20 protein-coding genes and 1 tRNA gene are annotated in these 24,415 nt (G+C 48.0%); 13 read left to right on the forward strand and 8 right to left on the reverse strand.

The genetic code is table 11. The features are described 5' to 3' along the window. Positions 1-71: 71 nt before the first annotated feature. Together NQ565_RS00495 and NQ565_RS00500 are read right to left on the reverse strand one after the other, a co-directional pair. Positions 72-1,196 carry an acyltransferase family protein gene (locus tag NQ565_RS00495; protein WP_005657528.1) on the reverse strand — a complete coding sequence of 375 codons (1,125 nt, stop codon included), beginning with the start codon at positions 1,194-1,196 and terminating at the stop codon, positions 72-74. A gap of 50 nt (positions 1,197-1,246) precedes the next feature. Next, on the reverse strand, positions 1,247-2,230 hold the full coding sequence (locus tag NQ565_RS00500; RefSeq protein WP_005657530.1) for a lysylphosphatidylglycerol synthase transmembrane domain-containing protein: 984 nt from the start codon (positions 2,228-2,230) through the stop codon (positions 1,247-1,249). Positions 2,231-2,339: 109 nt separating this feature from the next. Here NQ565_RS00500 and rsmA point away from each other — a divergent pair, with 109 nt between their 5' ends. The 4 genes from rsmA (at position 2,340) to NQ565_RS00520 (ending at position 9,013) form a co-directional block, all read left to right on the forward strand. After that, complete coding sequence (gene rsmA, locus NQ565_RS00505) at positions 2,340-3,137, forward strand: 16S rRNA (adenine(1518)-N(6)/adenine(1519)-N(6))-dimethyltransferase RsmA (protein ID WP_005657531.1); 798 nt, start codon at positions 2,340-2,342, stop codon at positions 3,135-3,137. 54 nt (positions 3,138-3,191) lie between these two features. Continuing rightward, on the forward strand, positions 3,192-4,538 hold the full coding sequence (gene mgtE, locus NQ565_RS00510; RefSeq protein ID WP_005657533.1) for a magnesium transporter: 1,347 nt from the start codon (positions 3,192-3,194) through the stop codon (positions 4,536-4,538). A gap of 115 nt (positions 4,539-4,653) precedes the next feature. Then, positions 4,654-6,507: a DUF349 domain-containing protein gene (locus NQ565_RS00515; protein WP_005657534.1), complete on the forward strand. Its 1,854-nt coding sequence runs from the start codon at positions 4,654-4,656 to the stop codon at positions 6,505-6,507. A 94-nt stretch (positions 6,508-6,601) separates the two neighbouring features. Next, entirely contained in the window at positions 6,602-9,013 is a 2,412-nt protein-coding gene (locus NQ565_RS00520; RefSeq protein WP_005657536.1) for a polysaccharide lyase family 8 super-sandwich domain-containing protein, read from the forward strand. A 193-nt stretch (positions 9,014-9,206) separates the two neighbouring features. Here the strand turns inward: NQ565_RS00520 and NQ565_RS00525 are convergent. Beyond that, positions 9,207-9,277 (reverse strand) — tRNA-Gln (locus tag NQ565_RS00525). Positions 9,278-9,496: 219 nt separating this feature from the next. Between NQ565_RS00525 and rsfS the strand changes: the two genes are divergently transcribed. Genes rsfS through NQ565_RS00540 form a run of 3 tightly spaced genes read left to right on the forward strand, consistent with a single transcriptional unit; the run spans position 9,497 to position 12,745 of the window. Further along, the gene (gene rsfS, locus NQ565_RS00530; protein WP_005657538.1) at positions 9,497-9,856 is read left to right on the forward strand and encodes a ribosome silencing factor; all 360 of its coding nucleotides are present in this window, start codon (positions 9,497-9,499) and stop codon (positions 9,854-9,856) included. Positions 9,857-9,865: 9 nt separating this feature from the next. After that, on the forward strand, positions 9,866-11,893 hold the full coding sequence (ftsH, locus tag NQ565_RS00535) for an ATP-dependent zinc metalloprotease FtsH (RefSeq protein WP_005657540.1): 2,028 nt from the start codon (positions 9,866-9,868) through the stop codon (positions 11,891-11,893). Positions 11,894-11,905: 12 nt separating this feature from the next. Continuing rightward, positions 11,906-12,745, forward strand: coding sequence for a phosphatidate cytidylyltransferase (locus NQ565_RS00540; RefSeq protein WP_005657542.1), 840 nt, complete (start codon positions 11,906-11,908; stop codon positions 12,743-12,745). Positions 12,746-12,839: 94 nt separating this feature from the next. On the opposite strand, the gene NQ565_RS00545 is transcribed toward NQ565_RS00540, so the two are convergent. The 3 genes from NQ565_RS00545 to surE all read right to left on the reverse strand — a co-directional run bounded on the left by NQ565_RS00545 (position 12,840) and on the right by surE (position 15,631). Beyond that, positions 12,840-13,583, reverse strand: a complete 744-nt coding sequence (locus tag NQ565_RS00545) for a NigD1/NigD2 family lipoprotein (protein WP_005657544.1) — start codon at positions 13,581-13,583, stop codon at positions 12,840-12,842. A gap of 101 nt (positions 13,584-13,684) precedes the next feature. Further along, positions 13,685-14,833: a lipid-A-disaccharide synthase gene (gene lpxB / locus NQ565_RS00550; RefSeq protein WP_005657548.1), complete on the reverse strand. Its 1,149-nt coding sequence runs from the start codon at positions 14,831-14,833 to the stop codon at positions 13,685-13,687. A gap of 33 nt (positions 14,834-14,866) precedes the next feature. After that, entirely contained in the window at positions 14,867-15,631 is a 765-nt protein-coding gene (gene surE, locus NQ565_RS00555) for a 5'/3'-nucleotidase SurE (protein ID WP_022103891.1), read from the reverse strand. Between the two features lie 70 nt (positions 15,632-15,701). On the opposite strand from surE, the gene NQ565_RS00560 reads away from it, so the two are divergent. The 6 genes from NQ565_RS00560 (at position 15,702) to NQ565_RS00585 (ending at position 22,845) form a co-directional block, all read left to right on the forward strand. Further along, positions 15,702-16,178: a DUF456 domain-containing protein gene (locus tag NQ565_RS00560; RefSeq protein ID WP_005657552.1), complete on the forward strand. Its 477-nt coding sequence runs from the start codon at positions 15,702-15,704 to the stop codon at positions 16,176-16,178. 432 nt (positions 16,179-16,610) lie between these two features. After that, positions 16,611-17,378: a ParA family protein gene (locus NQ565_RS00565; protein WP_005657554.1), complete on the forward strand. Its 768-nt coding sequence runs from the start codon at positions 16,611-16,613 to the stop codon at positions 17,376-17,378. Between the two features lie 53 nt (positions 17,379-17,431). Then, positions 17,432-18,319 carry a ParB/RepB/Spo0J family partition protein gene (locus tag NQ565_RS00570; RefSeq protein ID WP_005657556.1) on the forward strand — a complete coding sequence of 296 codons (888 nt, stop codon included), beginning with the start codon at positions 17,432-17,434 and terminating at the stop codon, positions 18,317-18,319. Beyond that, the gene (locus tag NQ565_RS00575; RefSeq protein ID WP_005657557.1) at positions 18,320-19,171 is read left to right on the forward strand and encodes a DUF5683 domain-containing protein; all 852 of its coding nucleotides are present in this window, start codon (positions 18,320-18,322) and stop codon (positions 19,169-19,171) included. A gap of 22 nt (positions 19,172-19,193) precedes the next feature. Then, positions 19,194-20,513: a lytic transglycosylase domain-containing protein gene (locus tag NQ565_RS00580; RefSeq protein ID WP_005657559.1), complete on the forward strand. Its 1,320-nt coding sequence runs from the start codon at positions 19,194-19,196 to the stop codon at positions 20,511-20,513. Positions 20,514-20,586: 73 nt separating this feature from the next. Then, positions 20,587-22,845, forward strand: coding sequence for a RelA/SpoT family protein (locus NQ565_RS00585; protein ID WP_005657561.1), 2,259 nt, complete (start codon positions 20,587-20,589; stop codon positions 22,843-22,845). Between the two features lie 3 nt (positions 22,846-22,848). Here NQ565_RS00585 and NQ565_RS00590 read toward each other — a convergent pair whose 3' ends face one another. Next, positions 22,849-23,244: a MerR family transcriptional regulator gene (locus NQ565_RS00590; RefSeq protein ID WP_005657564.1), complete on the reverse strand. Its 396-nt coding sequence runs from the start codon at positions 23,242-23,244 to the stop codon at positions 22,849-22,851. A gap of 31 nt (positions 23,245-23,275) precedes the next feature. Then, positions 23,276-24,244, reverse strand: a complete 969-nt coding sequence (locus NQ565_RS00595) for a M23 family metallopeptidase (protein WP_040316222.1) — start codon at positions 24,242-24,244, stop codon at positions 23,276-23,278. Positions 24,245-24,415 lie beyond the last annotated feature (171 nt).

Here is a 24,415-nt window from a genome sequence, read left to right on the forward strand (position 1 = left end):
GTTTTCGCAAATATAAGAGTTATTTTTCAATATCGCTCTAATCGGAATTGCAAAAATCGGTAAAACCCCGTTCAATTTATACGAAGTCGCCGGGATAGAAACCTGCGTACCGGTTCATCATACAGTTTCAGACATAAGTAAGCCAAAACAACTGAACCCGCAACAAGTGCTACCGCACCCGGCAGAGACTGTATGAATGTAAGGTTCTCATTCTTAACCCAAGCATAATACAGATAGATAAAAGGATAATGCACCATGTACAACGGATAGGATATATTTCCCAGAAACCTGCAAACCCGTGTCGTGACTTTATCCGTAGTCTTTCCCGAAGCCCCAAGACAGACTAACAAAGGGAATACAACGGCAAAGCATATAGTATCATACAAGCCATTCATCCATAAATGTTCACTGCCACCGATTCTGGGAATCGCCGATAAAACCACAATAGAGAAACTCCCTATCCAGAAAGCTCCTCGTACCTTGACAGGCTTGAATATACGTGACAACAATAATCCCGCCGGAAATGAGAACAGCAACCGTAAAGAACCACCTATTATATTTTCTTCCGTCAAAGCAAAGCCCACACATATATCGCCAAGCGGCCCCCAAAGAGCAAATATGGCCAGTCCGCAACCCGCTGACAACACCAATATGGAAAGGACTTTTGTAGAGAGCTTATGTAGAAAGAATGCATATAGAATATTGCCTATATATTCAAAAAACAAAGACCAACTCGGTCCGTTCAGAGGATACATTTCACCTACGCCTCGAATTTCCATACCGGGAGTTGCCGGAATCAGAAGAACATTCATTAGCGTAGCAATTATCAGCGCCACTACGGGCACCTGTGAAACATCCCAAACAGAACAGCCTTGAAAATAGAACATTACAGCTCCAATAAGCGCTCCGATAATGACCATAGGATGCAAACGAATAAACCGACGTTTAAGAAAGTCAGCAATACGCATTGTTTTCCACCGATCATCATAAGCATAGCCAACAACGAATCCGGATAAAATAAAGAAAAAATCAACAGCCAAATATCCGTGATTAATCTTCTGGTCCAAATGGCTGGTAGCATAAGCCTCGAACAAGTGAAAACAGACAACTGTCAATGCCGCCACTCCACGTAGCCCGTCGAGTATGTTATAATGCGGCTTCGTATCTGCAAATGCAGATGATAAAGTATCAGACATATGGGTTATTTATGTGTTTATATTTCTGTGAAAGTATCAATTCAAGTCATTCATTTCGTACGGTTTACCAACGAAACATGTAGCCCGCCATAGATACCGAGCAACACAACCAGCAAGGTTTGAATGCCATGCACTATCAGTGCAAAAGCACCAGCATCCGTAGCATTCACACCATAAAGCATCATCATGGTGATAACGGCAAAATGCCAGGGACCTGCCCCGTTGGGTGTAGGTACGATTACAGCAAACGTCCCGCCCACAAACATCACCATTGCAGCCTGAAAGCCAAGATGCTCCGCAAAAGAAAAGCTATAGAAAGTCAGATAGAAATGATAGAAATAGCATCCCCAAATAAGCAATGTATAGAGAATAAACAGCGGAATGTTCTTCACATTGCGGAGCGACATTACCCCCTCGCATACATTCAGCACAACTCCCTTCACTTTCTCAAAAAAAGAAAGCATCCGCATCAGATAGTACATAAGCACCAGCACGCCGATAACACAGAACAGGGAGACATAAAACCAGGGCGATGTCAACAGATGCATCAGCGAAGGAATTTTTGTACCCGTTTCCTGAAAGAAACGGAGAAACACAGGCATCTGAGCCAGAAAGGTAAGTCCCGTAATCAAAAGAATACACAAGGTGTCCACTAACCGCTCGGTGACCACAGTTCCCAAAGATTTGGAAAACGATACATCATCATACTTAGCCAGAACACCGCAACGCGACACTTCACCCACACGAGGCAATATCAAATTGGTAGCATAGGAAATGAAAATGGCGTCCACGCAATCGCTCCTTTTAGGATAAGCCCCCAACGGTTCCAGCGTCTGTCGCCAACGCCACCCGCGAAACACATGGCTCATTACGCCAAAAAACAATGAAAACAGCATCCACCCCCAGTCAGTGCCATGCAAAAGCAGTTCTTTCGCACGTTCAAAATCAAAATCACGATACACCCAATACAGGATAAAACCGCCCAAAAGAACGGGCAACACGATTTTCAATGTTTTTTTTATTATCTTATTCATCGTTTTCCCTTAAAATTCATCCGGCACGCGTCGTAATTTGTGATTTGTAACTCGTAATTCGCCGAAAAGGATTACCTTTGAACCGCAAAAGTAACGATTTAGTTGATACATGAGATTAGTTAAACCTAAAAAGTTTCTCGGCCAGCACTTTCTGAAAGACCTGAAAGTAGCACAGGACATTGCCGACACCGTAGACGCCTGTCCCAATCTTCCGATATTGGAAGTAGGACCGGGCATGGGAGTGCTGACCCAATTTCTCCTGCCCAAAGAGCGCACGGTAAAAGTTGTGGAAGTGGATTATGAATCGGTGGCCTATCTGCGGGAAGCCTACCCGCAACTGGAGGATAACATCATCGAAGACGACTTCCTGAAAATGAACCTGCAACGCCTGTTCGACGGACAGCCTTTCGTACTGACGGGCAATTATCCGTATAACATATCCAGCCAGATATTCTTCAAGATGCTGGATAATAAAGAACTGATACCGTGCTGTACGGGCATGATACAGAAAGAGGTTGCCGAGCGTATCGCAGCCGGTCCCGGCAGCAAGACATACGGCATTCTGAGTGTACTGATACAGGCTTGGTATCGGGTGGAATACCTCTTCACCGTAAGCGAACACGTGTTCAATCCTCCCCCAAAAGTAAAAAGCGCTGTTATTCGCATGACGCGCAATGACACGCAGCAATTGGGATGTGACGAAAAGCTGTTTAAACAAGTTGTAAAAACTACATTCAACCAACGCCGGAAAACCTTGCGTAATTCCATAAAACCGATACTCGGCAAAGAATGTCCGCTGACCGAAGACCCTCTCTTCAACAAACGCCCCGAGCAACTTTCCGTGCAGGAGTTTATAGAATTGACCAATCAGGTGGAAACAGCATTGAAAGAGACGACAGAAAAATGAGAAATTAACGGTTTCAGCCCTTAACGGTACACTATTACCAATACACTATGAGTTATGGAAATAGACGAAGAATACATAGATAAAGTCAAAAGCTTTATAGAGCAGAAAGACGCGGAAAACGTCAAGGCGCTTCTTATCGACCTGCATCCGGCAGATATTGCCGAACTGTGTAATGACCTCGCGCCCGAAGAGGCACGCTTCGTTTACCGTCTCCTCGACAACGAAACAGCCGCCGACGTACTGGTAGAAATGGATGAAGACGTCCGGAAGGAATTCCTGGAACTTCTGCCTTCGGAAACCATTGCCAAGCGGTTTGTGGATTATATGGATACGGACGATGCCGTAGACCTGATGCGTGACCTCGACGAGGAGAAAAAAGAAGAGGTACTGTCGCATATTGAGGATATAGAGCAGGCCGGAGACATCGTAGACCTCTTGAAGTACGATGAAGATACCGCCGGTGGTTTGATGGGTACGGAAATGGTAACCGTCAACGAGAACTGGAGTATGCCTGAATGCCTGAAAGAGATGCGCCTGCAAGCCGAACAGTTGGACGAAATCTACTACGTATATGTCATTGACGATGACGAACGGCTGCAAGGTGTATTCCCGCTAAAGAAAATGATTACCTCTCCTTCCGTCTCCAAAGTGAAGCATGTAATGAGGAAAGACCCCATTTCCGTCCATGTAGACACTCCCACAGACGAAGTGGTGCAGATTATCGAGAAATACGACTTGGTGGCAGTACCTGTTGTCGACAGCATAGGCCGCCTGGTAGGGCAGATTACCGTAGACGACGTCATGGACGAGGTTCGTGAGCAATCGGAACGCGACTATCAGTTGGCATCCGGTTTGTCACAGGATGTGGAGACGGACGACAACGTCATGCGCCAGACTTCCGCACGCCTGCCGTGGTTGCTTATCGGTATGCTGGGCGGTATCGGCAACTCCATGATATTGGGTAATTTTGACGCTACCTTCGCCGCACATCCCGAAATGGCGCTGTACATCCCTCTGATTGGCGGTACAGGCGGAAATGTAGGAACCCAATCCTCTGCAATTATCGTACAGGGACTTGCCAACAGTTCTTTGGATGCCAAAGACACATTCAAGCAAATCGCCAAGGAATCCGTAGTGGCGGCAATCAATGCAACCATCATATCCTTGCTGGTGTACATATACAATTTTGTACGGTTCGGCGGTACGGCCACAGTTACCTACTCGGTATCCATCAGTCTGTTCGCCGTTGTCATGTTCGCCTCCATTTTCGGAACATTGGTACCCATGACACTCGAAAAGCTGAAAGTGGACCCGGCCATTGCCACAGGACCGTTCATATCCATCACCAACGACATTATCGGCATGATGATGTATATGGGCATCACCGTACTATTGGCCTGAAACGGCTAAATCGAAAAAAAACGATGAAAAAAGTATGAAGTAATCATTTTATTTCATTAATTTGTAACCTAATGTAACCCGAACGGGATATCCCGTTTCTAAAAAGTAAATACAAATGACGGACACTCATGACACTAATCTCCCCGACAAGCCGGTGGAATTAGAAGAAGACAAAAAAACAGCAGAGGTTTCTGAGCCGGCAACAACAGAGACTCCCGCTGAGGTAACCTTGACTGACAAGCCGGCCGAATCAGTTCAAAAACTCACTAAAGAAGAGATTCTGAACAAGCTTAAAGCGATTGCCGCAGATGTAGAGAATGCTGCCAAATCGGAGATAGACAGTTTGAAACAGGCTTTCTACAAACTACATAACTCAGAGCAGGAAGCCGCCAAGAAGCTGTTCGTTGAGAATGGGGGAGCTATTGAAGAGTTCGTTCCACAAGCCGATACTTTGGAAGAGGAATTCAAGAATACCATGTCCGTCATCAAGGAAAAAAGAAACGCACTCAATGCAGAGCAGGAAAAACAGAAAGAGCTAAACCTGCAAATCAAGCTTTCCATCATCGAAGAACTGAAAGAGTTGGTGGAATCTCCGGAAGACGCCAACAAGAACTATACGGAATTCAAGAAATTGCAACAGCAATGGAATGAGGTTAAAATTGTGCCGCAAGCCAGGATTAACGAGCTGTGGAAGAACTACCAGCTGTATGTCGAAAAGTTCTACGACCTTTTAAAACTGAACAACGAATTCCGTGAATATGACTTCAAGAAGAATCTTGAAATCAAGAACCACCTTTGCGAAGCTGCCGAGAAACTGGCAGACGAAGCGGATGTTGTTTCCGCTTTCCATCAATTGCAGAAACTGCATCAGGAATTCCGCGATACAGGACCGGTAGCCAAAGAGCTGCGCGATGAAATATGGGCACGCTTCAAAGCAGCTTCTACTACTGTGAACCGCCGTCACCAGCAGCATTTTGAAGCCCTGAAAGAGGCCGAGCAACATAATCTCGACCAAAAGACCGTAATTTGCGAAATCATCGAGGCCATTGATTACAGCGAACTTACCAACTTCGCTTCCTGGGAAAACAAAACCCAGGAAATCATCGCTTTGCAAAATAAATGGAAAACCATCGGTTTTGCTCCGCAAAAGATGAACGTGAAGATATTCGAACGCTTCCGCAAAGCTTGTGACGAGTTCTTCCAGAAGAAAGGGGAATTCTTCAAATCCCTGAAAGAAGGCATGAACGGGAATCTTGAAAAGAAACGTGCCTTATGCGAAAAAGCAGAGGCCCTGAAAGACAGTACCGACTGGAAAGCAACAGCTGACGAACTGACCAAACTCCAGAAAGAGTGGAAAACGGTAGGTCCCGTTGCCAAGAAATATTCGGATGCTATCTGGAAACGGTTCATCTCCGCCTGCGATTACTTCTTTGAACAGAAAAACAAGGCAACTTCCTCACAACGTTCCGTTGAACAGGAGAATCTGGAAAAGAAGAAAGCCATTATCGAAAAGCTGACAGCCATTGACGAAACAATGGATGTGGAAGAAGCCACCCAACTGGTCCGCGAACTTATGAAAGAGTGGAACGGCATAGGACATGTACCATTCAAAGAAAAAGACAAAATTTACAAACAATACCACAGCCGGATAGACAAGCTGTTTGAACACTTCAACATCAGTGCCTCCAACAAGAAGTTGAGTAATTTCAAATCGTCCATCAGCAGTATCCAGGAAGGCAGCCCGCAAGCCCTTTATCGTGAACGGGACAAACTGGTACGCGCCTGCGAAAACATGAAAAACGAATTGCAGACTTACGAAAACAACTTAGGCTTCCTGACTGCTTCGTCCAAGAAAGGCAACAGCCTCCTGACCGAACTTAACCGTAAAGTCGAGAAGCTGAAAGGTGACATAGAACTGGTTAAACAGAAAATCAAGGTGATTGACAATTCAATCAACGAAGCGGAATAATTTTTCTCACCTAATAATATGAGGTTATGCCAAAAGGATAAAAGGCTTTTGACATAACCTCTTTTTTATCTAAATCTAATCTCACTGCTGAATTATGAAAAGAATTCTGACTTTAGGAATCGTGCTGCTGACTGTAAACAGTCTGCTACCGGCACAAGAAATCACATTCTCAGAAACCAAATTCAATTGGGGAACCGTCCGGGAACAAGACGGGAATGTCAGCCATGACTTCCGGTTCGTAAACACCGGCGACAAACCTCTCACTATCAAAAACATCATTACCGGCTGCGGATGCACCTCGTCCGAATGGACTGAAAAAGCCTATCAACCCGGTAAGGAAGGCATAATACGGTTGGTCTACCACCCGCAAGGCAGAACAGAAAACGACATCAACCTCGTAGCCGAAATATATACTAACAGAGCTGCCAAAGGAGTAGTTACCCTGGAAATGGCGGGAAAGATAAAACGTGAGACCCCTTCCTATTCCGCCCGCTATAATCCCGCCAACGGAAAGCGAAGCCAAAGCCCAACCTATATTCCGCAAGATGAATATGAGCAGATACTTGAACGGATACGCGAAGAATTGTATGCCAAAACCACCACACAGCAAACAGACCGCGCAACGGAAAAATTACTGCGCTCCATGCTTCCGGAAGGTAAATGGAGCGACCTCGATTATGCCTGCTTTTTCCGTACCAACTGGGAACCGGTAGAACACCTGAAACGTTTGGTTACAATAGCCGCCTCATATACCGACAAACAATCACGTTATTACGGTAACGAGGTATTATACAATGCAATCAGAGATGCCCTGCAGTATTGGGTGAAACAAGACCCTACCTGTTTCAACTGGTGGTATAACCAGATTTCCGTTCCGCAAACACAAGCCTCGCTCCTTGCTCTGATGGATGCGGGACAAAGGAAACTTCCGTCCGAAATCCGTATGCCTATTTTAAAAGTAATGGGCGAACGCAGCGACCCACGCAAATGGACCGGCGCCAATAAAATGGACATTGCCATTCATCATTTAATAAGAGGCTGCCTGTTGAAGAATGACAGTATTGTACGCGTCAATGCCGATGAAATATTCTATCCCGTACAAATCGTTGCAAACGAAGGCATACAGGAAGACTTGTCTTATCACCAGCACGGGCCGCAACTTTACATCGGCGGATACGGAACAGTGTTCGTTGACAACATAGTCCGCATGGGCAATATCCTCAACGGAACAAAATATGCCATGAATCCGGAGAAACTCACCTTGTTTTCCAACTTTATCCGCAACACCTACTTCAATGTATTCCGAAGCAGGTATCTGGACTTCAGTGTAACAGGCAGAGGTGTCAGCCGCAAAGGAACATTGGATTACGGGGATTGCGCAGCCCTGTTCAGAAACCTGCAGGCCCTTGATGCCAAACATGCCGGCGAATATGCAGACATTGCCCGCCGTTTCCTCACCCAGGAAGCATCGTATCAGCGTTCGGACAAGAATACAATGTATCATTGCTCAGACTATATGCTACACAACCGACAAAATTACGACTTTTCCGTGCGCACCTCTTCAACACGCACCAACAAGACCGAAAGCGGTAACGGTGAAAATCTATACGGGACCTATATGAGTGACGGCGCCACCAACATTCGCGTCAACGGCAATGAGTATGCCGACATCTTCCCCGTCTGGGAGTGGGACAGAATACCGGGAACCACCTTGCCTGCAGGCGAAAAACGCAATCCCGTTGACTGGGGAAGCAAAGGAACCTGCACATTCACAGGGGGAGTGTCCGATGGGAAATACGGTGTAATGACTTTCAAGATGGATGACTATGGTGTAAAAGCTCAAAAATCATGGTTTATGTTCGACAACGAAGTGGTTTGCTTAGGCAGTGAAATCGGTTCAAATGTTCCGACAGACATCGTTACCACTGTCAATCAATGCCATCTGGATGGAAATGTATGGATAAATACGGGAAAAGCGCTCCAGCAAGCAACCCAAGGAGAATTTGCTTTTGAGCAGGCTCCGCAATGGATCTGGCATGACAGCATCGCCTATCTCTTCCCTCAGGGAAACAATATAAAGCTAAAGATGGACAGACAAAAAGGCAACTGGGCAAAAATCAATTTCAATTATCCTGCTACGGAAATCAGCATGCCGATATTCAATCTGGTCATTAATCACGGACAATCTCCCCGAAACGCATCTTACGCATATATCGTTGTACCGGGAATCAACCATCCGGAAAAAATGAAAACATACTCCTGCCGTCATCTGAAAATAGAACGGAATGATACGGAAATACAAGCCGTCAATAATCGGAAATCGGGAATTCTGCAAATCGTATTCTTCAAGCCCGGCACTTTCGACAATGAAGAAATAAAGGTAAAAGCCCTGAAGCCCTGTGTTGTACAAATAAAGAAAAGCAAAGGTAAGGTGACGGATATGCAGATTGCCGATCCGCAAAATCAAGAAAAGCTAAAGCCGGGAGTAGATGTGATAATCTTATAATAATAAGCATATAAAAAGTGGTTGTGTCAAAACGAACTCGCTGATATTCTTGTTTTGACACAACCACCGATTCGACCACCGAGTTTTCAAACTGAACCCGAATACCGATTATGAAAAATTTGCACATGGTCGAAAAGCAATAAAAAACCCACTAAAACTTGCGATTTTAGTGGGTTTTTATCGGTGTGTTGTGTTGGGCTACCTGGATTCGAACCAGGAATGACAGGACCAGAATCTGTAGTGTTACCATTACACCATAGCCCAATTGAGCATTTCATTTCTGTTTTGCGGTGCAAAGATACAAACTTTTCTTTAATCCAAAACATTTTTCGCTATTTTTTTCATTAAAATCTGATAAGATACCATGACACAAAGAATTATATACCTAAAAAAAAACAAAAAATGAAAGACTTTTCCCCTTTTGCGTGTTTGATATGATAAATCAACGTATATTTGTCGCCTGTTTAATATTAATAATGTGTAATGAACGAAGCTAAAAAATTAATTCAACAAATAACAGAAGGTATTCAAGATAAAAAAGGAAAAAAAATCGTCATAGCAGACCTTACCCGGATAGACGACACAATATGTAATTATTTTGTCATCTGTCAAGGAAACTCCCCAAGCCAAGTAAGCGCCATAGTGGAGTCCGTTAAAGACTTCACCCGCAAAGGAGCGAACAGCAAACCTTTTGCGATAGACGGTCTGCGCAATGCCGAGTGGGTAGCCATGGACTACTCTGATGTACTGGTTCACGTTTTCCAGCCGGAAGCGCGTGAATTCTATAACTTGGAACACTTATGGGCAGATGCCAAACTAACCCAAATCCCCGATCTCGATTAATTTAGACTTATGGACAATAACACCAATAAAAAGCCCACAAAAACCAATATGCCCAAGTTCAACTTGAACTGGTTGTATATGATTATAGCCATGATGTTGCTGGGACTGTACCTCACCAATGAAAGCGGTTCGGCCAGTAAAAACATCCCTTATGATGAATTTCAGGAGTATGTGCGCAACGGCTATATAAGCAAAGTGACCGGTTATGACGACAACTCCGTAGAGGCATACGTCAAGCCGCAATATGTGCCCAATGTATTCAAAGCAGATTCAAGCCGTGTGGGCAAGAATCCCCTGATTACAACAGAAGCTCCCTCACGCGAAAGCTTGGGCGACTTCCTGCAGAAAGAAAAGGACGAGACACGTTTCGACGGTTCTATCAGCTACGAAAAGAAACACAATTACTTCGGTGCAATCCTCTGGCAGATATTGCCGTTTGCATTTCTTATCGGCTTCTGGATATTCCTGTCCCGCCGTTGGAGCAGCGGTGGCGGCATGGGTGGCGGCAGCGGCATCTTCAGTGTCGGCAAATCCAAAGCCCAACTGTTTGAAAAGAACTCTCCGGTAAAGGTTACTTTCAAGGACGTTGCCGGACTTGCAGAGGCCAAGCAGGAAGTAGAGGAAATCGTAGAATTCCTGAAACAACCCCAGAAGTATACAGATCTGGGTGGTAAGATACCCAAGGGTGCATTGCTCGTAGGCCCTCCGGGAACGGGTAAGACCCTGCTTGCAAAGGCTGTGGCAGGAGAAGCCAACGTACCGTTCTTCTCACTGGCCGGTTCCGACTTTGTGGAAATGTTTGTCGGCGTAGGTGCTTCCCGCGTCCGCGACCTGTTCCGCCAAGCCAAAGAGAAAGCGCCTTGCATCGTATTCATCGATGAAATCGATGCCGTGGGACGCGCCCGTGGAAAAGCTGCCGCCATGGGCGGTAACGATGAACGCGAAAACACCTTGAACCAACTGCTGACGGAAATGGACGGATTCGGTTCCAACAGCGGTGTCATCATCCTTGCCGCAACCAACCGTGTGGATGTATTGGACAAGGCACTGCTGCGCGCCGGACGTTTCGACCGCCAGATACACGTCGACTTGCCCGACCTGAATGAACGTAAAGAAGTATTCGGCGTACACCTGCGCCCCATCAAGATAGACAATACGGTGGATGTAGAGTTACTGGCACGCCAGACTCCGGGATTCTCCGGCGCCGACATCGCCAATGTCTGCAACGAAGCCGCCCTGATTGCCGCCCGTCATGGAAAGAAATTTGTAGAGAAACAGGACTTCCTGGATGCGGTAGACCGTATCGTAGGCGGTCTGGAGAAGAAAACCAAAATCACAACCGAAGAAGAACGCCGTTCCATTGCCATACACGAGGCCGGACACGCCAGCATCTCCTGGCTGTTGGAATATGCCAACCCGCTGATTAAGGTAACCATCGTTCCACGCGGACGTGCTTTGGGAGCAGCCTGGTACCTGCCCGAAGAACGCCAGATTACCACAAAGGAACAGATGCTGGACGAGATGTGCGCCACTTTGGGCGGACGCGCCGCAGAAGATCTGTTCATCGGAAGAATCTCTACCGGCGCCATGAACGACCTTGAGCGTGTAACCAAGCAGGCATACGGCATGATTGCCTATTTGGGCATGAGCGACAAACTGCCGAATCTCTGTTATTACAATAACGACGAATACTCGTTCAACCGTCCGTACAGCGAGAAGACCGCCGAACTGATAGACGAAGAGGTGAAGCGTATGGTAAACGAACAGTACGAACGTGCCAAGAAGATACTATCCGACAATAAAGAAGGGCACAACAAGCTGGCCCAACTGTTGATAGACAAGGAAGTAATCTTTGCAGAAGATGTGGAAGAAATCTTCGGCAAGCGTCCGTGGGCTTCCCGTTCCGAAGAGATTATCAGCGCAAGCAAAACTTCCAGAGAGCTGAAAGAAGCCGAAGAAAAAGAGGCTGCCAAGGCAAAGGAAGCGGAAAAAGAGGTAAAAGAAGAAGAAAGCCATAACACCGGCTCGAACAATTAAAACGAAAACACCTTGAAAAATAATTTCATACAACGTGCTGTTACAGGTGCATTATTTGTAGTTATACTGGTGGGCTGTATCCTTTACAGCCCCCTCTCATTCGGGATTCTATTCACTATCATCGGCGCATTGAGCGTACACGAGTTTGCCCATCTGGTAAACAGGAACGGCGGAGTCAGCATCAACAAGACGATTACCGCTTTAGGCGGAGCCTATCTGTTCCTTGCACTCATGGGATTCTGCACATCCGCCATCGATGCGCGCGTATTCCTTCCCTATCTGGGCTTATTGCTCTATTTGATGATTACGGAGTTATACCTGAAAAAGGAGAACCCCATCGGCAACTGGGCGTATGCAATGCTGAGCCAGCTATATGTAGCCTTGCCTTTCGCATTGCTGAATGTACTCGCTTTCCAGAATTCACCTGAAACGAGCAGCGTAACCTATAACCCCATCCTGCCGCTTTCCATATTCGTATTCATCTGGCTGAGCGATACGGGTGCTTACTGTGTGGGCTCTCTGATAGGAAAACATCGCCTGTTCGAGCGCATTTCGCCTAAGAAATCATGGGAAGGCAGCATAGGCGGCGCGGTTTTCTCCATCGCCTCATCCTTTGTATTTGCCCATTTCTTCCCATTCATGTCTACATGGCAATGGGCAGGACTGGCAGTTACCGTAGTGATTTTCGGCACTTGGGGCGACCTCACCGAATCGCTGATGAAGCGTCAACTGGGCATCAAGGATTCCGGCAACATTCTTCCGGGACACGGCGGAATGCTCGACCGGTTCGACAGCGCTCTCATGGCGATTCCCGCAGCGGTAGTCTACCTGTATGTAATGACAATGATTTGACGGAAATCTTAAACGAATATAGGCCAAAGGGCATAGAGGAAAGATACTGTAGCCTCTATGCCCTTTGGCCTATATATACGGTATAAGGAAACACTTATTTCAATTGCATCTCCGACAAATCAAGGTCCCGTATATTCTTCGTATTATCACCGGTAACCACCAGGTCGAACGTCAGTTCCACCTCGCCATTCTTTTCCGAATTAATTTTCAGCTTGATACCTTTGGTTTCAGAGGTCACGTTGAGACTGTTCAGATTATAGGACACCGCACCGGGCTTGCGCAACCCCGTCAAATCGTCATAGTCGTTATAGCGGAGAGCCAAATGTATATAACCGTCTTCTCCATACAACTCCACATCATCTTGCGGACGTACCAGGCTGATACGATGTTTAGTGCCGGAAGGCAGATTCTGCATAAATATGATATTCATATATCCCCCGCTGATGCTTATATCGCCTTCAAATATCAGGACAGGGTCATTGCCGAACTCTTCCTCGGTCTCGGGAGTCAGCGTCTCGACCTCTTTCGTCAACACATCCTGCAAACTCAGGATCTTCACAGCATGGTCGTAACCGTCAAACTCATCGGACAAAGGATTGAACATGGTAATCACACGCTTTCCGTCAACCGGCTCGTACCACCACAAGTCTGTATTCACAGGCCAGAGCGTTCCCCACACATCACAGTCCAAATAAAAAGCATTGCCGGTAACACGCACCGTAGCCCACAGCGGCGGAGTGAAATCACCGATCGAATACCCTTCATCGTCATCACAGGAATGCAGTACCGGCATCACAGCCAGACAAACTGCCATAAATAACCAATGTAGCTTTCTCATAATCAAAGTTCTTTTGTTTATTTCTTTCTGTATAGAAAATACAAAAGCCGGGCATTTACTGCACCGGCTTTATTCCTTTTAACAAGAAATTAAATATCGTCCTACTTTTTAAAACGTTTCTTAAGCAAAGCCACCATTTCACGGGCTGCATGCACAGGTGCTCCCGCCTCGCCCAGGCGGGATGCCATATATTCGTAACCATCGAGCATCTGCCGGCGGTACGCCTCATCGCATAAGATACGTTGAAGCTCCGCACGTATCTGCTCCACCGTCATGGTATCGGCCACCAGTTCCTTCACCACCTCACGGTCGGCAATCAGGTTTACCAGAGAAATGTACCTGACTTTCAGTATATGCCGTTTCAGGAAAGCGATAACCTTCCCTATCGGCGTATGGTAGCACACCGCCTGCGGAACCCGGAACAATGCCGTTTCCAGCGTTGCCGTGCCCGAAGTAACCAATGCCGCTTCCGCATGCCGGAGTAAAGGATAAGTACGGTTAAAGATTATCTTCACGTCCGCATTGCCGACATATTCCTTATAATACTCCGGAGAGATACCCGGCGCTCCCGCCAGCACCAACTGATACTCCGGAAATGAAGCGGCCGCCCGAATCATATCCGGCAAATTATCCTTAATCTCCTGCTTGCGGCTGCCAGCCAGCAAGGCAATGACAGGCTTCGGCGAAAGGCCGTTGGCCCGTTTGAACTCATCCGCAGTTTCCGAATAAGCGGCTTGGAAGGCAGTGACTTCATCCACCGTCGGATTGCCTACATAATGTATGGGATAATGGTGCTTGCCCTCGAAGAACTCCACCTCGAACGGAAGAATGGAGAAGAGTTCGTCCACATCCCGTTTGATATTCCGGATACGGTGCTCTTTCCAGGCCCATATCTTGGGAGAAATATAATAGAACACCGGTATTTGCGTACGGGCATGGACAAACTTGGCGATATTCAGGTTGAACCCCGGATAATCCACCAAAATAAGAACATCCGGCTGCCAGGCTGCAATGTCTTCCTTGCAACGCTTCATATTGGCAAAGATGGTACGCAGGTGCAACAAGACGGGAATGAAGCCCATATACGCCAGTTCCTTATAATGCTTCACCAACGTTCCGCCCACAGCCGCCATCAGGTCACCGCCGAAGAAGCGGAACTCGGCCTGCGGGTCTTCCGCCTTCAAGGCAGTCATCAGGTGCGATGCATGCAGGTCGCCCGAGGCCTCGCCCACAATCAGATAATACTTCATAAGCGCCTATGTTTCAATATCCTGTGCAATCCGTCAGAACCAGGTTTTCAATTCGTCCATCAGGCCATAGGCGGTTACATCCACTGTGGTCGGAGTCACCGCTACATAACCGTTGGCAAGCGCCCAATGGTCGCTCTTTTCATTCTCCTTTTCCGACTCCTCAAACTCTCCGGTCAGCCAATAGTAGTGCGCATCGCCTCTGTGGGCGAAGTTCTCCCACTCGTTGGTCCACTGTCCTTTTGCCTGTTCGCAGATTTTCACCCCTTTCAACTCTTTAGTATCGGGGAAGTTGACATTGAGGCAGGTCAACGGCGGCAAGCCTTTTTCCAGGACCTTGCGGGCAATCTCGCGGATATACTCTCCCGCCGGCTCAAAATCGGCGTCCGGCGCGTGGTTGCACAGTGAAAAGCCGATAGAGGGAACACCTTTCAGGCAGCCTTCGATAACCACCCCCATTGTTCCGGAATAATGCACATTGACCGAGGAGTTATCGCCGTGATTAATGCCTCCCACCACAAGGTCGGGTTTGCGGTCGAGCACCGTATGGAATGCCAGCTTGACGCAATCGGCGGGCGTACCGGAACACTTATAGACCGTCAGCCCTACATCCTTGCGAAGCAACTGATAATGAATCGGTTCTGTCACGGTAAGCGCACACGCATTACCCGAACGCGGCGCATCCGGCGCCATTACCACAATCTCCCCCAGCGGGCGGAGAAACTTTATCAACTCGCTGATTCCTTTCGCAATGATACCGTCGTCATTGGAAATCAATATCAAAGGTCTCTGATTTTCCATATTTCTTTTTAATTTTGCTACAAATTTAGCAAAAGAGAACCACATATTAACCACCAATACACAAAAAGATATGTTAGACGTCTTTCTCATTCTGATGGGTATCCTCTGCCTGATAACAGGACTGGCAGGCTGTTTCCTGCCCGTAATTCCCGGTCCGCCCGTGGCCTATGCCGGTTTGTTGCTGCTGCACTTCACCGACAAGGTGCAGTACTCTGCCACCCAACTGTTGCTGTGGCTGCTGATTGTCGTCATCGTACAGGTGCTCGATTATTTCGTCCCCATGCTGGGCAGCAAATACAGCGGCGGAACGCGCTGGGGAACACGCGGATGCCTTGCCGGAACCCTCATCGGGCTGTTCTTCATGCCCTGGGGCATTGTCCTCGGTCCGTTTTTAGGGGCTTTTATCGGCGAACTTTTCGGCGGCAGGGAAACCCGGCAGGCTCTGAAGTCGGGACTGGGCTCCCTGTTCGGCTTCCTCTTCGGTACGGTACTGAAATGCGTGTTGTGCGGATACTTCGCATGGGAGTTTGCATCGGCACTGCTTTAACATAAGTTTATCCCCATTAAACTTCAGGTTTAATCCTAATGAACCCGAAGTTTAATAGGAATAAACTCCGAGTTTAATTCGGACAAACTATTGTAAACTCCGGAGAAACGGCACGCATTTCCCCGGACACGGCAGCCGCGGCAGCTTATCACCGGAACATCCCGCCGCCCGCCATCTCATTGCTTTAGAAATCTTAATCTTCTGCAAGTGAGACAAAAAAGCTGTTTCTTTTCAAGATAAATACGTATATTTGCCCCACTAATCAGGAAAAAGAGTGCCTGAGACACACGTCTTCAGGCAACGGAACGGTAAAGGCATCCGGGAGTTATTAACAAAAAGGGTGACTTATCAACCGTTTTTGCAATCTTTCTCTTTTTTAGTAGGTGCTATACGGAATTATCACTTATTTCGCTGCCAATAAACATTGAAATTATGGGAAAAATAATTGCTTTGGCAAATCAAAAAGGTGGTGTAGGAAAAACAACAACAACCATAAACCTCGCAGCTTCTCTCGCCACACTTGAAAAGAAAGTGCTTGTCGTAGACGCAGACCCGCAGGCAAATGCCTCGTCAGGGCTGGGCGTAGACATCAAGCAGGCAGAATGTACTATCTATGAATGTATTATAGACCGCGCCGATGTGCGCGACGCTATCCACGACACGGAGATTGATACATTGAAAGTTATTTCCTCCCACATCAACCTGGTAGGCGCCGAAATAGAAATGCTCAATCTTAAAAACCGGGAAAAGATACTGAAAGAGGTGCTCGCCCCGCTACGGGAAGAGTTTGATTATATCCTGATAGACTGTTCACCGTCGTTAGGATTGATTACAATCAACGCGCTCACGGCCGCCGACTCGGTTATCATTCCCGTACAGGCCGAATACTTTGCACTGGAAGGCATCAGCAAATTGCTGAACACCATCAAAATCATCAAGTCCAAGCTGAACCCCGCACTCGAAATCGAGGGATTCCTGCTGACCATGTATGACTCGCGGCTGCGCCAGGCCAACCAGATATACGACGAGGTGAAACGCCACTTCCAGGAACTGGTGTTCAACACCGTCATCCAGCGCAATGTAAAACTGAGCGAAGCCCCCAGCTACGGACTCCCCACAATCCTGTACGATGCGGACTCCACCGGAGCCAAAAACCACATCGCACTGGCAAAAGAGTTAATCAGCCACAACGAGGACTAACCGTCCGCATGGCAAACATAGTAAACAGTAAATCGTAAAACAGAAAAGAATAGATGGTACAGAAAAGAAATGCATTAGGACGTGGGCTGGACGCCCTGCTCTCCATGGATGAGGTGCAGACCGAAGGCTCTTCCTCTATCAATGAAATAGAATTGTCGAAGATTGCCGTCAACCCCAATCAGCCCCGCCGCGAGTTCGACCAGACAGCGTTGCAGGAGCTTGCCGATTCTATTGCAGAGATTGGTATCATCCAGCCTATCACCCTGCGTAAGCTGTCCGATGATGAATACCAGATTATTGCCGGTGAACGCCGCTTCCGCGCCTCGCAAATGGCAGGGCTGACGAGCATCCCCGCCTATATCCGCACGGCCGACGACGAGAATGTCATGGAAATGGCGCTCATCGAAAACATACAGCGCGAGGACCTGAACTCCGTGGAAATAGCGCTTGCCTACCAGCACCTGCTGGAACAATACGGACTGACGCAGGAACGCCTCAGCGAACGCATAGGCAAGAAGCGTACCACCATTGCCAACTACCTGCGCCTGCTGAAACTGCCGGCTCCCATCCAGATGGGATTGCAAAACAAGCAGATAGACATGGGGCACGCCCGTGCACTGGTAACGCTGGGAGACCCCAAACTGCAAGTGAAGATTTTTGAAGAGATACTCGAACAAGGTTATTCCGTACGCAAAGTAGAGGAAATCGTGAAATCCCTGAGCGAAGGAGAAGCCGTGAAAAGCGGCGGCCGCAAGATAGCCCCCAAGCGCGCCAAACTGCCCGAAGAGTTCAATATGCTGAAGCAGCAGCTTTCCAGTTTCTTCAGCACCAAAGTACAGTTGACCTGCTCCGAAAAAGGCAAAGGAAAAATCAGTATCCCGTTCAGTAACGAAGAAGAACTGGAACGTATCATCGGTATTCTCGATACGCTGAAAAAATAAATGACAAAGAAGAGAAGAATATATCAAATCAGTATCGCCCTGCTGCTTTGCCTGATGCAGACGGCAGGGATTGCTATGTATGGTCAGAGCCGCCCGCGTGCCGCCGCAAAGAGGATACACAGGCTGCAGGCAGACTCTCTTGCCGCCGTACGGCAAGCAGCGCGGATGCAGGCCGACAGCCTGAACCGGACTATGGAAGAAGTGCCGCCTCTCCAGGCCGTTGCCCCGGCAGACAGCATTGCCACTGCCGACAGCATTGCCGCCGAGAACAAGAAAAAGCTGCTGGAAATGACTTCCGCTCCCGTCCTGAAAGAATCGGAAGTGCCGGCAGACAGCCTCAAAAAAGAAATCGATCAGAAAATATGGGTTCCCAACCCTACAAAAGCCACCTGGCTGGCGCTCGTAATTCCCGGCGGCGGACAAATCTACAACCGGAAATACTGGAAATTGCCCATATTCTACGGCGGCTTTGCCGGATGTGCCTATGCCTTGACGTGGAACAGCAAAATGTACAAGGACTACTCCACCGCATATAAAGACGCGATGAACGGCAATATGCAGTCCAGCAGCATCACCGACCTGCTGCCGCCCGGATACAAAATTTCCGAAACCCAGTTGAAAGAGCTGTTGCGCAAGCGCAAGGACACCTATCGCAGATACCGCGATTTAAGTATCTTCGCCTTCATCGGAGTATACCTGCTGTCCGTCATCGATGCCTATGTGGATGCCGAACTGTCCAATTTCGACATCACCCCCGACCTCAGCATGAAAGTGGAGCCGGCTGTCATCGACAACCGGATAAACAACTCCTCCAACCGCTCCGTGGGGTTGCAGTGCAGTTTCCGATTTTAAAAACAAATAAACAGATTTATCCATGACAAATAAACCTACATATATGAAAAGAATAATCGCGGGTTCCTCACTTCTGTTCAGCATACTGCTGGCAACTCCGCAAGCATACGCCCAAGAAAGCGTAGACGTCATTATCCGCGAAAACGGAACGGAACGGCGGGAAGTCATCGACCTGCCCAAGAGTATGACCTACCCTGTAGACAGCCTGCTCAGCGACTGGAAAGCCAAGAACTACATAGATTTAGGAAAGGATTGCAGCACCTCTACCGTCAATCCCCAATTCAGCGATTCCGTATACATCGACCGGCTCTCGCGCATGCCGACCATTATGGAGATGCCCTACAACGAGATTGTACGCAAATTCATCGACATGTATACCGGACGCCTCCGCAACCAGGTGGCTTTCATGCTGAGTGCCTGCAACTTCTACATGCCCATTTTCGAAGAGGCGCTCGACACTTACGGGCTGCCGCTGGAACTGAAATATCTGCCGATTATCGAGTCTGCGCTTAATCCCTCGGCCGTATCCCGCGCCGGAGCCTCCGGCCTGTGGCAGTTCATGCTGAACACCGGCAAGATATACGGCCTGGAAAGCAACAGCCTTGTGGACGAACGCCGCGACCCGATTAAGGCTACCTGGGCCGCCGCACGCTACCTGAAAGATATGTATGCCATCTACCAGGACTGGAACCTGGTAATCGCCGCCTACAACTGCGGCCCCGGCACCATCAACAAAGCCATCCGGCGCGCAGGCGGCAAAACGGATTATTGGGAAATATACAACTATCTGCCCAAAGAAACACGCGGATACGTACCCGCTTTTATAGCCGCCAACTACGTAATGACGTACTACTGCAAGCACAATATCTGCCCGATGGAAACCAATATTCCGGACGCCACAGATACCATACAGGTGAACCGCAACCTGCATTTCGAACAAATCACGGATGTTTGCGGCATCGGAATGGATGAGGTCAAAAGCCTGAATCCCCAGTACAAGAAGAATATCATTCCGGGAGACAGCAAGCCTCAGACACTCCGTCTGCCTATAAACTACATCAGCACTTTCATCGACAGCCAAGACACGATTTACGCCCACCGCAGTGCGGAACTGTTTAAAAACCGCAGAACTGTTTCCGTGGCCAATACCCGCAGCACAGCACGTAGCAGCAAAGGGAAAAGTTCTTCACAGGGCGACGTCACCTACCACAGAATACGCAATGGGGAAACCCTGTCGACCATCGCCCGCAAATATGGCGTCACCGTCAACCAGATAAAAAGCTGGAACGGATTGAGAAGCACCAGAATCAATGCGGGAAAGAGGCTGAAGATTTACAAATAAAAACATAAATGCTTGTCCGGTGTTGAAAATTGCTTATTTTTGCAAAAAGTGAAGAAGAAAGGAGAAACAGTATATGGAAGAGAGCGTAAGCCAGAAGGAGAAAGAGAGAGCCGAAGAAGCAATGATTGAACAGGCATTCCAGGAACTGTTGAACGATTACTTGGCAACCAAACACCGCAAGCGTGTCGAAATAATAACCAAGGCATTCAATTTTGCCAATCAGGCACATAAGGGAATCAAACGCCGCTCGGGCGAACCGTATATCATGCACCCCATCGCCGTAGCGAAGATTGTGTGCAATGAGATAGGGCTGGGGTCTACTTCCATCTGCGCCGCCCTGCTGCACGATGTGGTGGAAGACACCGATTACACCGTCGAGGATATCGAAAACATCTTCGGCCCCAAAATCGCCCAAATCGTTGACGGACTGACCAAAATTTCGGGCGGCATCTTCGGCGACCGCGCCTCGGCGCAGGCAGAGAACTTCAAGAAACTGCTGCTTACCATGTCCGACGACATCCGCGTTATCCTCATAAAGATAGCCGACCGGCTGCACAATATGCGCACACTCGGTTCCATGCTGCCCAACAAGCAGTTCAAGATAGCCGGTGAAACATTGTATATCTATGCACCGCTTGCCAACCGGCTGGGGCTGTACAAGATAAAGACGGAACTGGAAAACCTGAGCTTCCGTTACGAGCATCCGGAAGAATACCGCGAGATAGAAAAGAAACTTGAAGCGACAGCCGTAGAACGCGACAAGGTTTTCAAAGAGTTCACCGCTCCGATACGTGCCCAACTGGATAAAATGGGATTGAAATACCGTATCCTTGCCCGCATCAAATCCATCTATTCCATTTGGAACAAGATGCAGACAAAGCATGTGCCGTTCGAGGAAATCTACGACCTGCTTGCCGTACGTATCATCTTCGAGCCCCGTAACATGGAAGAAGAGCTGAATGACTGCTTCAACATATACGTATCCATATCCAAAATATACAAACCGCATCCCGACCGCCTGCGCGACTGGGTGAGCCACCCGAAAGCCAACGGCTATCAGGCCCTGCACGTCACCCTCATGGGCAATAACGGACAATGGATCGAAGTCCAGATTCGCAGTGAACGTATGAACGACGTTGCCGAACAGGGATTCGCCGCACATTGGAAGTATAAGGAAGGCGGCGGCAGCGAGGATGAGGGCGAGCTGGACAAATGGTTGCGTACCATCAAGGAGATACTCGATGACCCCCAACCGGATGCTATTGATTTTCTGGATACAATCAAGCTGAACCTGTTTGCTTCGGAAATCTTTGTGTTTACTCCGAAAGGCGAAATCAAGACCATGCCGCAGAACTCCACAGCACTGGACTTTGCCTTCTCCCTGCACACCGACATCGGCAGCCATTGCATCGGCGCCAAAGTAAACCATAAGCTTGTTCCCCTCAGCCATAAGTTGCAGAGCGGCGACCAGGTAGAGGTTCTTACATCCAAATCGCAACGCGTGCAACCGGAATGGGAAGCTTATGCCACTACCGCCCGTGCCCGTGCCAAAATCGCATCCATCCTGCGCAAAGAAGCGAAAGCGCATCAGAAAGAGGGCGAGGCAATCCTTGCAGACTTTCTCAGGAACGAGGATATACGCATGGATGACTCCGCAATAGACAAGCTCACTCGCCTGCACAATTTCCATACCCGCGACGAGCTGTTCGTTGCCGTGGGCAGCAAGAAACTCGTATTGGGCGACGCAGACCGGAACGCCTTCAAGGAAAAACAAAGCACCAACTGGAAAAAGTTCCTGACTTTCTCGTTCGGCAATAAAGACAACAAAGACACGAAGGAGCAGTCCGAAGAGAAAGTTCCGCAAGAAAAAATCAATACCAAGCAGATATTGAAACTGACGGAAGAGACCATCCAGAAGAATTATATCATGGCCGACTGCTGCCACCCCATCCCTGGCGACGATGTATTGGGATATATAGACGAGCAGAACCGGATAATCATACACAAACGCCAATGTCCGGTAGCCGCACGCCTCAAGAGCAGCTATGGCAACCGTATCATCGCCACCGAATGGGACACCCACAAGGAGCTGTCATTCCTCGTGACGATTTATCTGAAAGGTATCGACAGTATGGGATTGCTGAACGAAGTAACGCAGGTCATCTCGCGCCAGCTGAATGTCAATATCCGCAAGCTGACAATTGAAACCACCGACGGTATTTTTGAAGGTAAGATACAACTTTACGTACACGATGTGGACGACGTACGCAGTATCTGCGACAACCTGAAACAGATACAGAACATCAAACAGGTGACAAGAATAGAAGGATAACCCCTATCCGGGCTGTTCCTTCATAAGATTCTCTTTCAATGCCTCTACATCCTCATAAGTAAAGGCATCAAGGGATTCTTTCATACCGATAAGTTCTTCACGGATACTTTTCAGCCGCTCTACGATTTCAAAATTCCGGAGAGTGGCTTCCTTATTGTCTTTCATGCGCTGGCGTGCGCCGGGCAGCGTCATGCCGCGCTCCTTGACCAGATGATAAATCAACTTCACCGTTTCAATATCTTCCTTACGGTATTGGCGTATCCCCCTCCCTCCCTTCTTCGGTCTGAGCTGCGGAAACTCCTTCTCCCAAAAACGCAGCAGCGATTCGTTGACATCGAACATTCTGGCAACCTCGCTGATGGAGTAATATAGTTTCAGTTCTTTATCGGTATTCAGCATAACAGCCTGTCAGTTAAACATTCATAATCCGCTAATCCATCATTTTTCCATGATTTGCCGCAATCTGTATCATACAGTCGTAGTCTTCGGCACTTAAATCCATAAAGTAATAATTCACGGGATTTACGACCTGCCCTTTCACATGCACTTCGTAGTGCAGGTGAGGTCCTGTACTTTTGCCGGTACTTCCAACCGCACCGATAACCTCGCCCCGCACCACCCGTTTGCCGAGTTTGGTACGGAATCCCTGCAAGTGGGCATACCACGTCTGGTAACCGAAGCCATGATCCACGATGATAAGATTTCCATAACCGGTTTCCCATCCCATTTTAACAACAGTGCCGTCACCGGTTGCATATACATCCGTTCCCGGATGGGCCGAAAAGTCCATGCCGGCATGAAAACGGGTAGTTCCGTAAATAGGGTCGATGCGCGTTCCATAACCGGAAGCGGTCTTGCGCAAATCCTTATTGGAAATGGGCTGAATGGCAGGGATGCAACGCAGCATCTCATCATGGTTCTTGCACATCTCCACCACATCATCGAACGAACGGGACTGGATATAAAGCTGCTTCGTGAGCATATCCATTTTCTGCGTAGTATTCACCACCAAATCGGAATTGGCCATATCCATCAGATGTTCGTAACGGTTTGTACCGCCGTATCCTGCCTTACGGATAGCCGAGGGAATAGGGTCGGCCTGGAATATTACGCGATACAGATTATCATCGCGTTGCTGCACATCCTGCAATACTCCCATAGCCTCGTCCATTCTCCGCGAAAGGACGTTATACTGCGCCTGAAGCCGGCTGTTTTCTTTCCGCAGTTCCTTCTCGGACGGCGAACCGAAAATCAGCAACAGTACGATAAAGCTGCCGGCTCCCAACCCCATACCGAAAAACAACCGGCGCAATATGCTCAACGCCCGTTGCCGGACGGTAGGATAAATTCGGTCGTAAGTCTGTGTCCGCGGATTATAAATGTAGTAAACTTTGCGCATCGAGAGTAAATATTTCATTATCAATGCGGCAAAAATACGAAAAACAAGCTATCTTTGCACAGTTTTTTCAAGAATTATAAGATTTATGATTTATGATTTATGATTTCATAGAAAGATGGGTCATAGAATGCGTAAGTCATAAATCGCAAGCTGTAAATCGGAAATCATAAA

The organism is Bacteroides stercoris ATCC 43183 (assembly GCF_025147325.1).
GTDB lineage: Bacteria > Bacteroidota > Bacteroidia > Bacteroidales > Bacteroidaceae > Bacteroides > Bacteroides stercoris.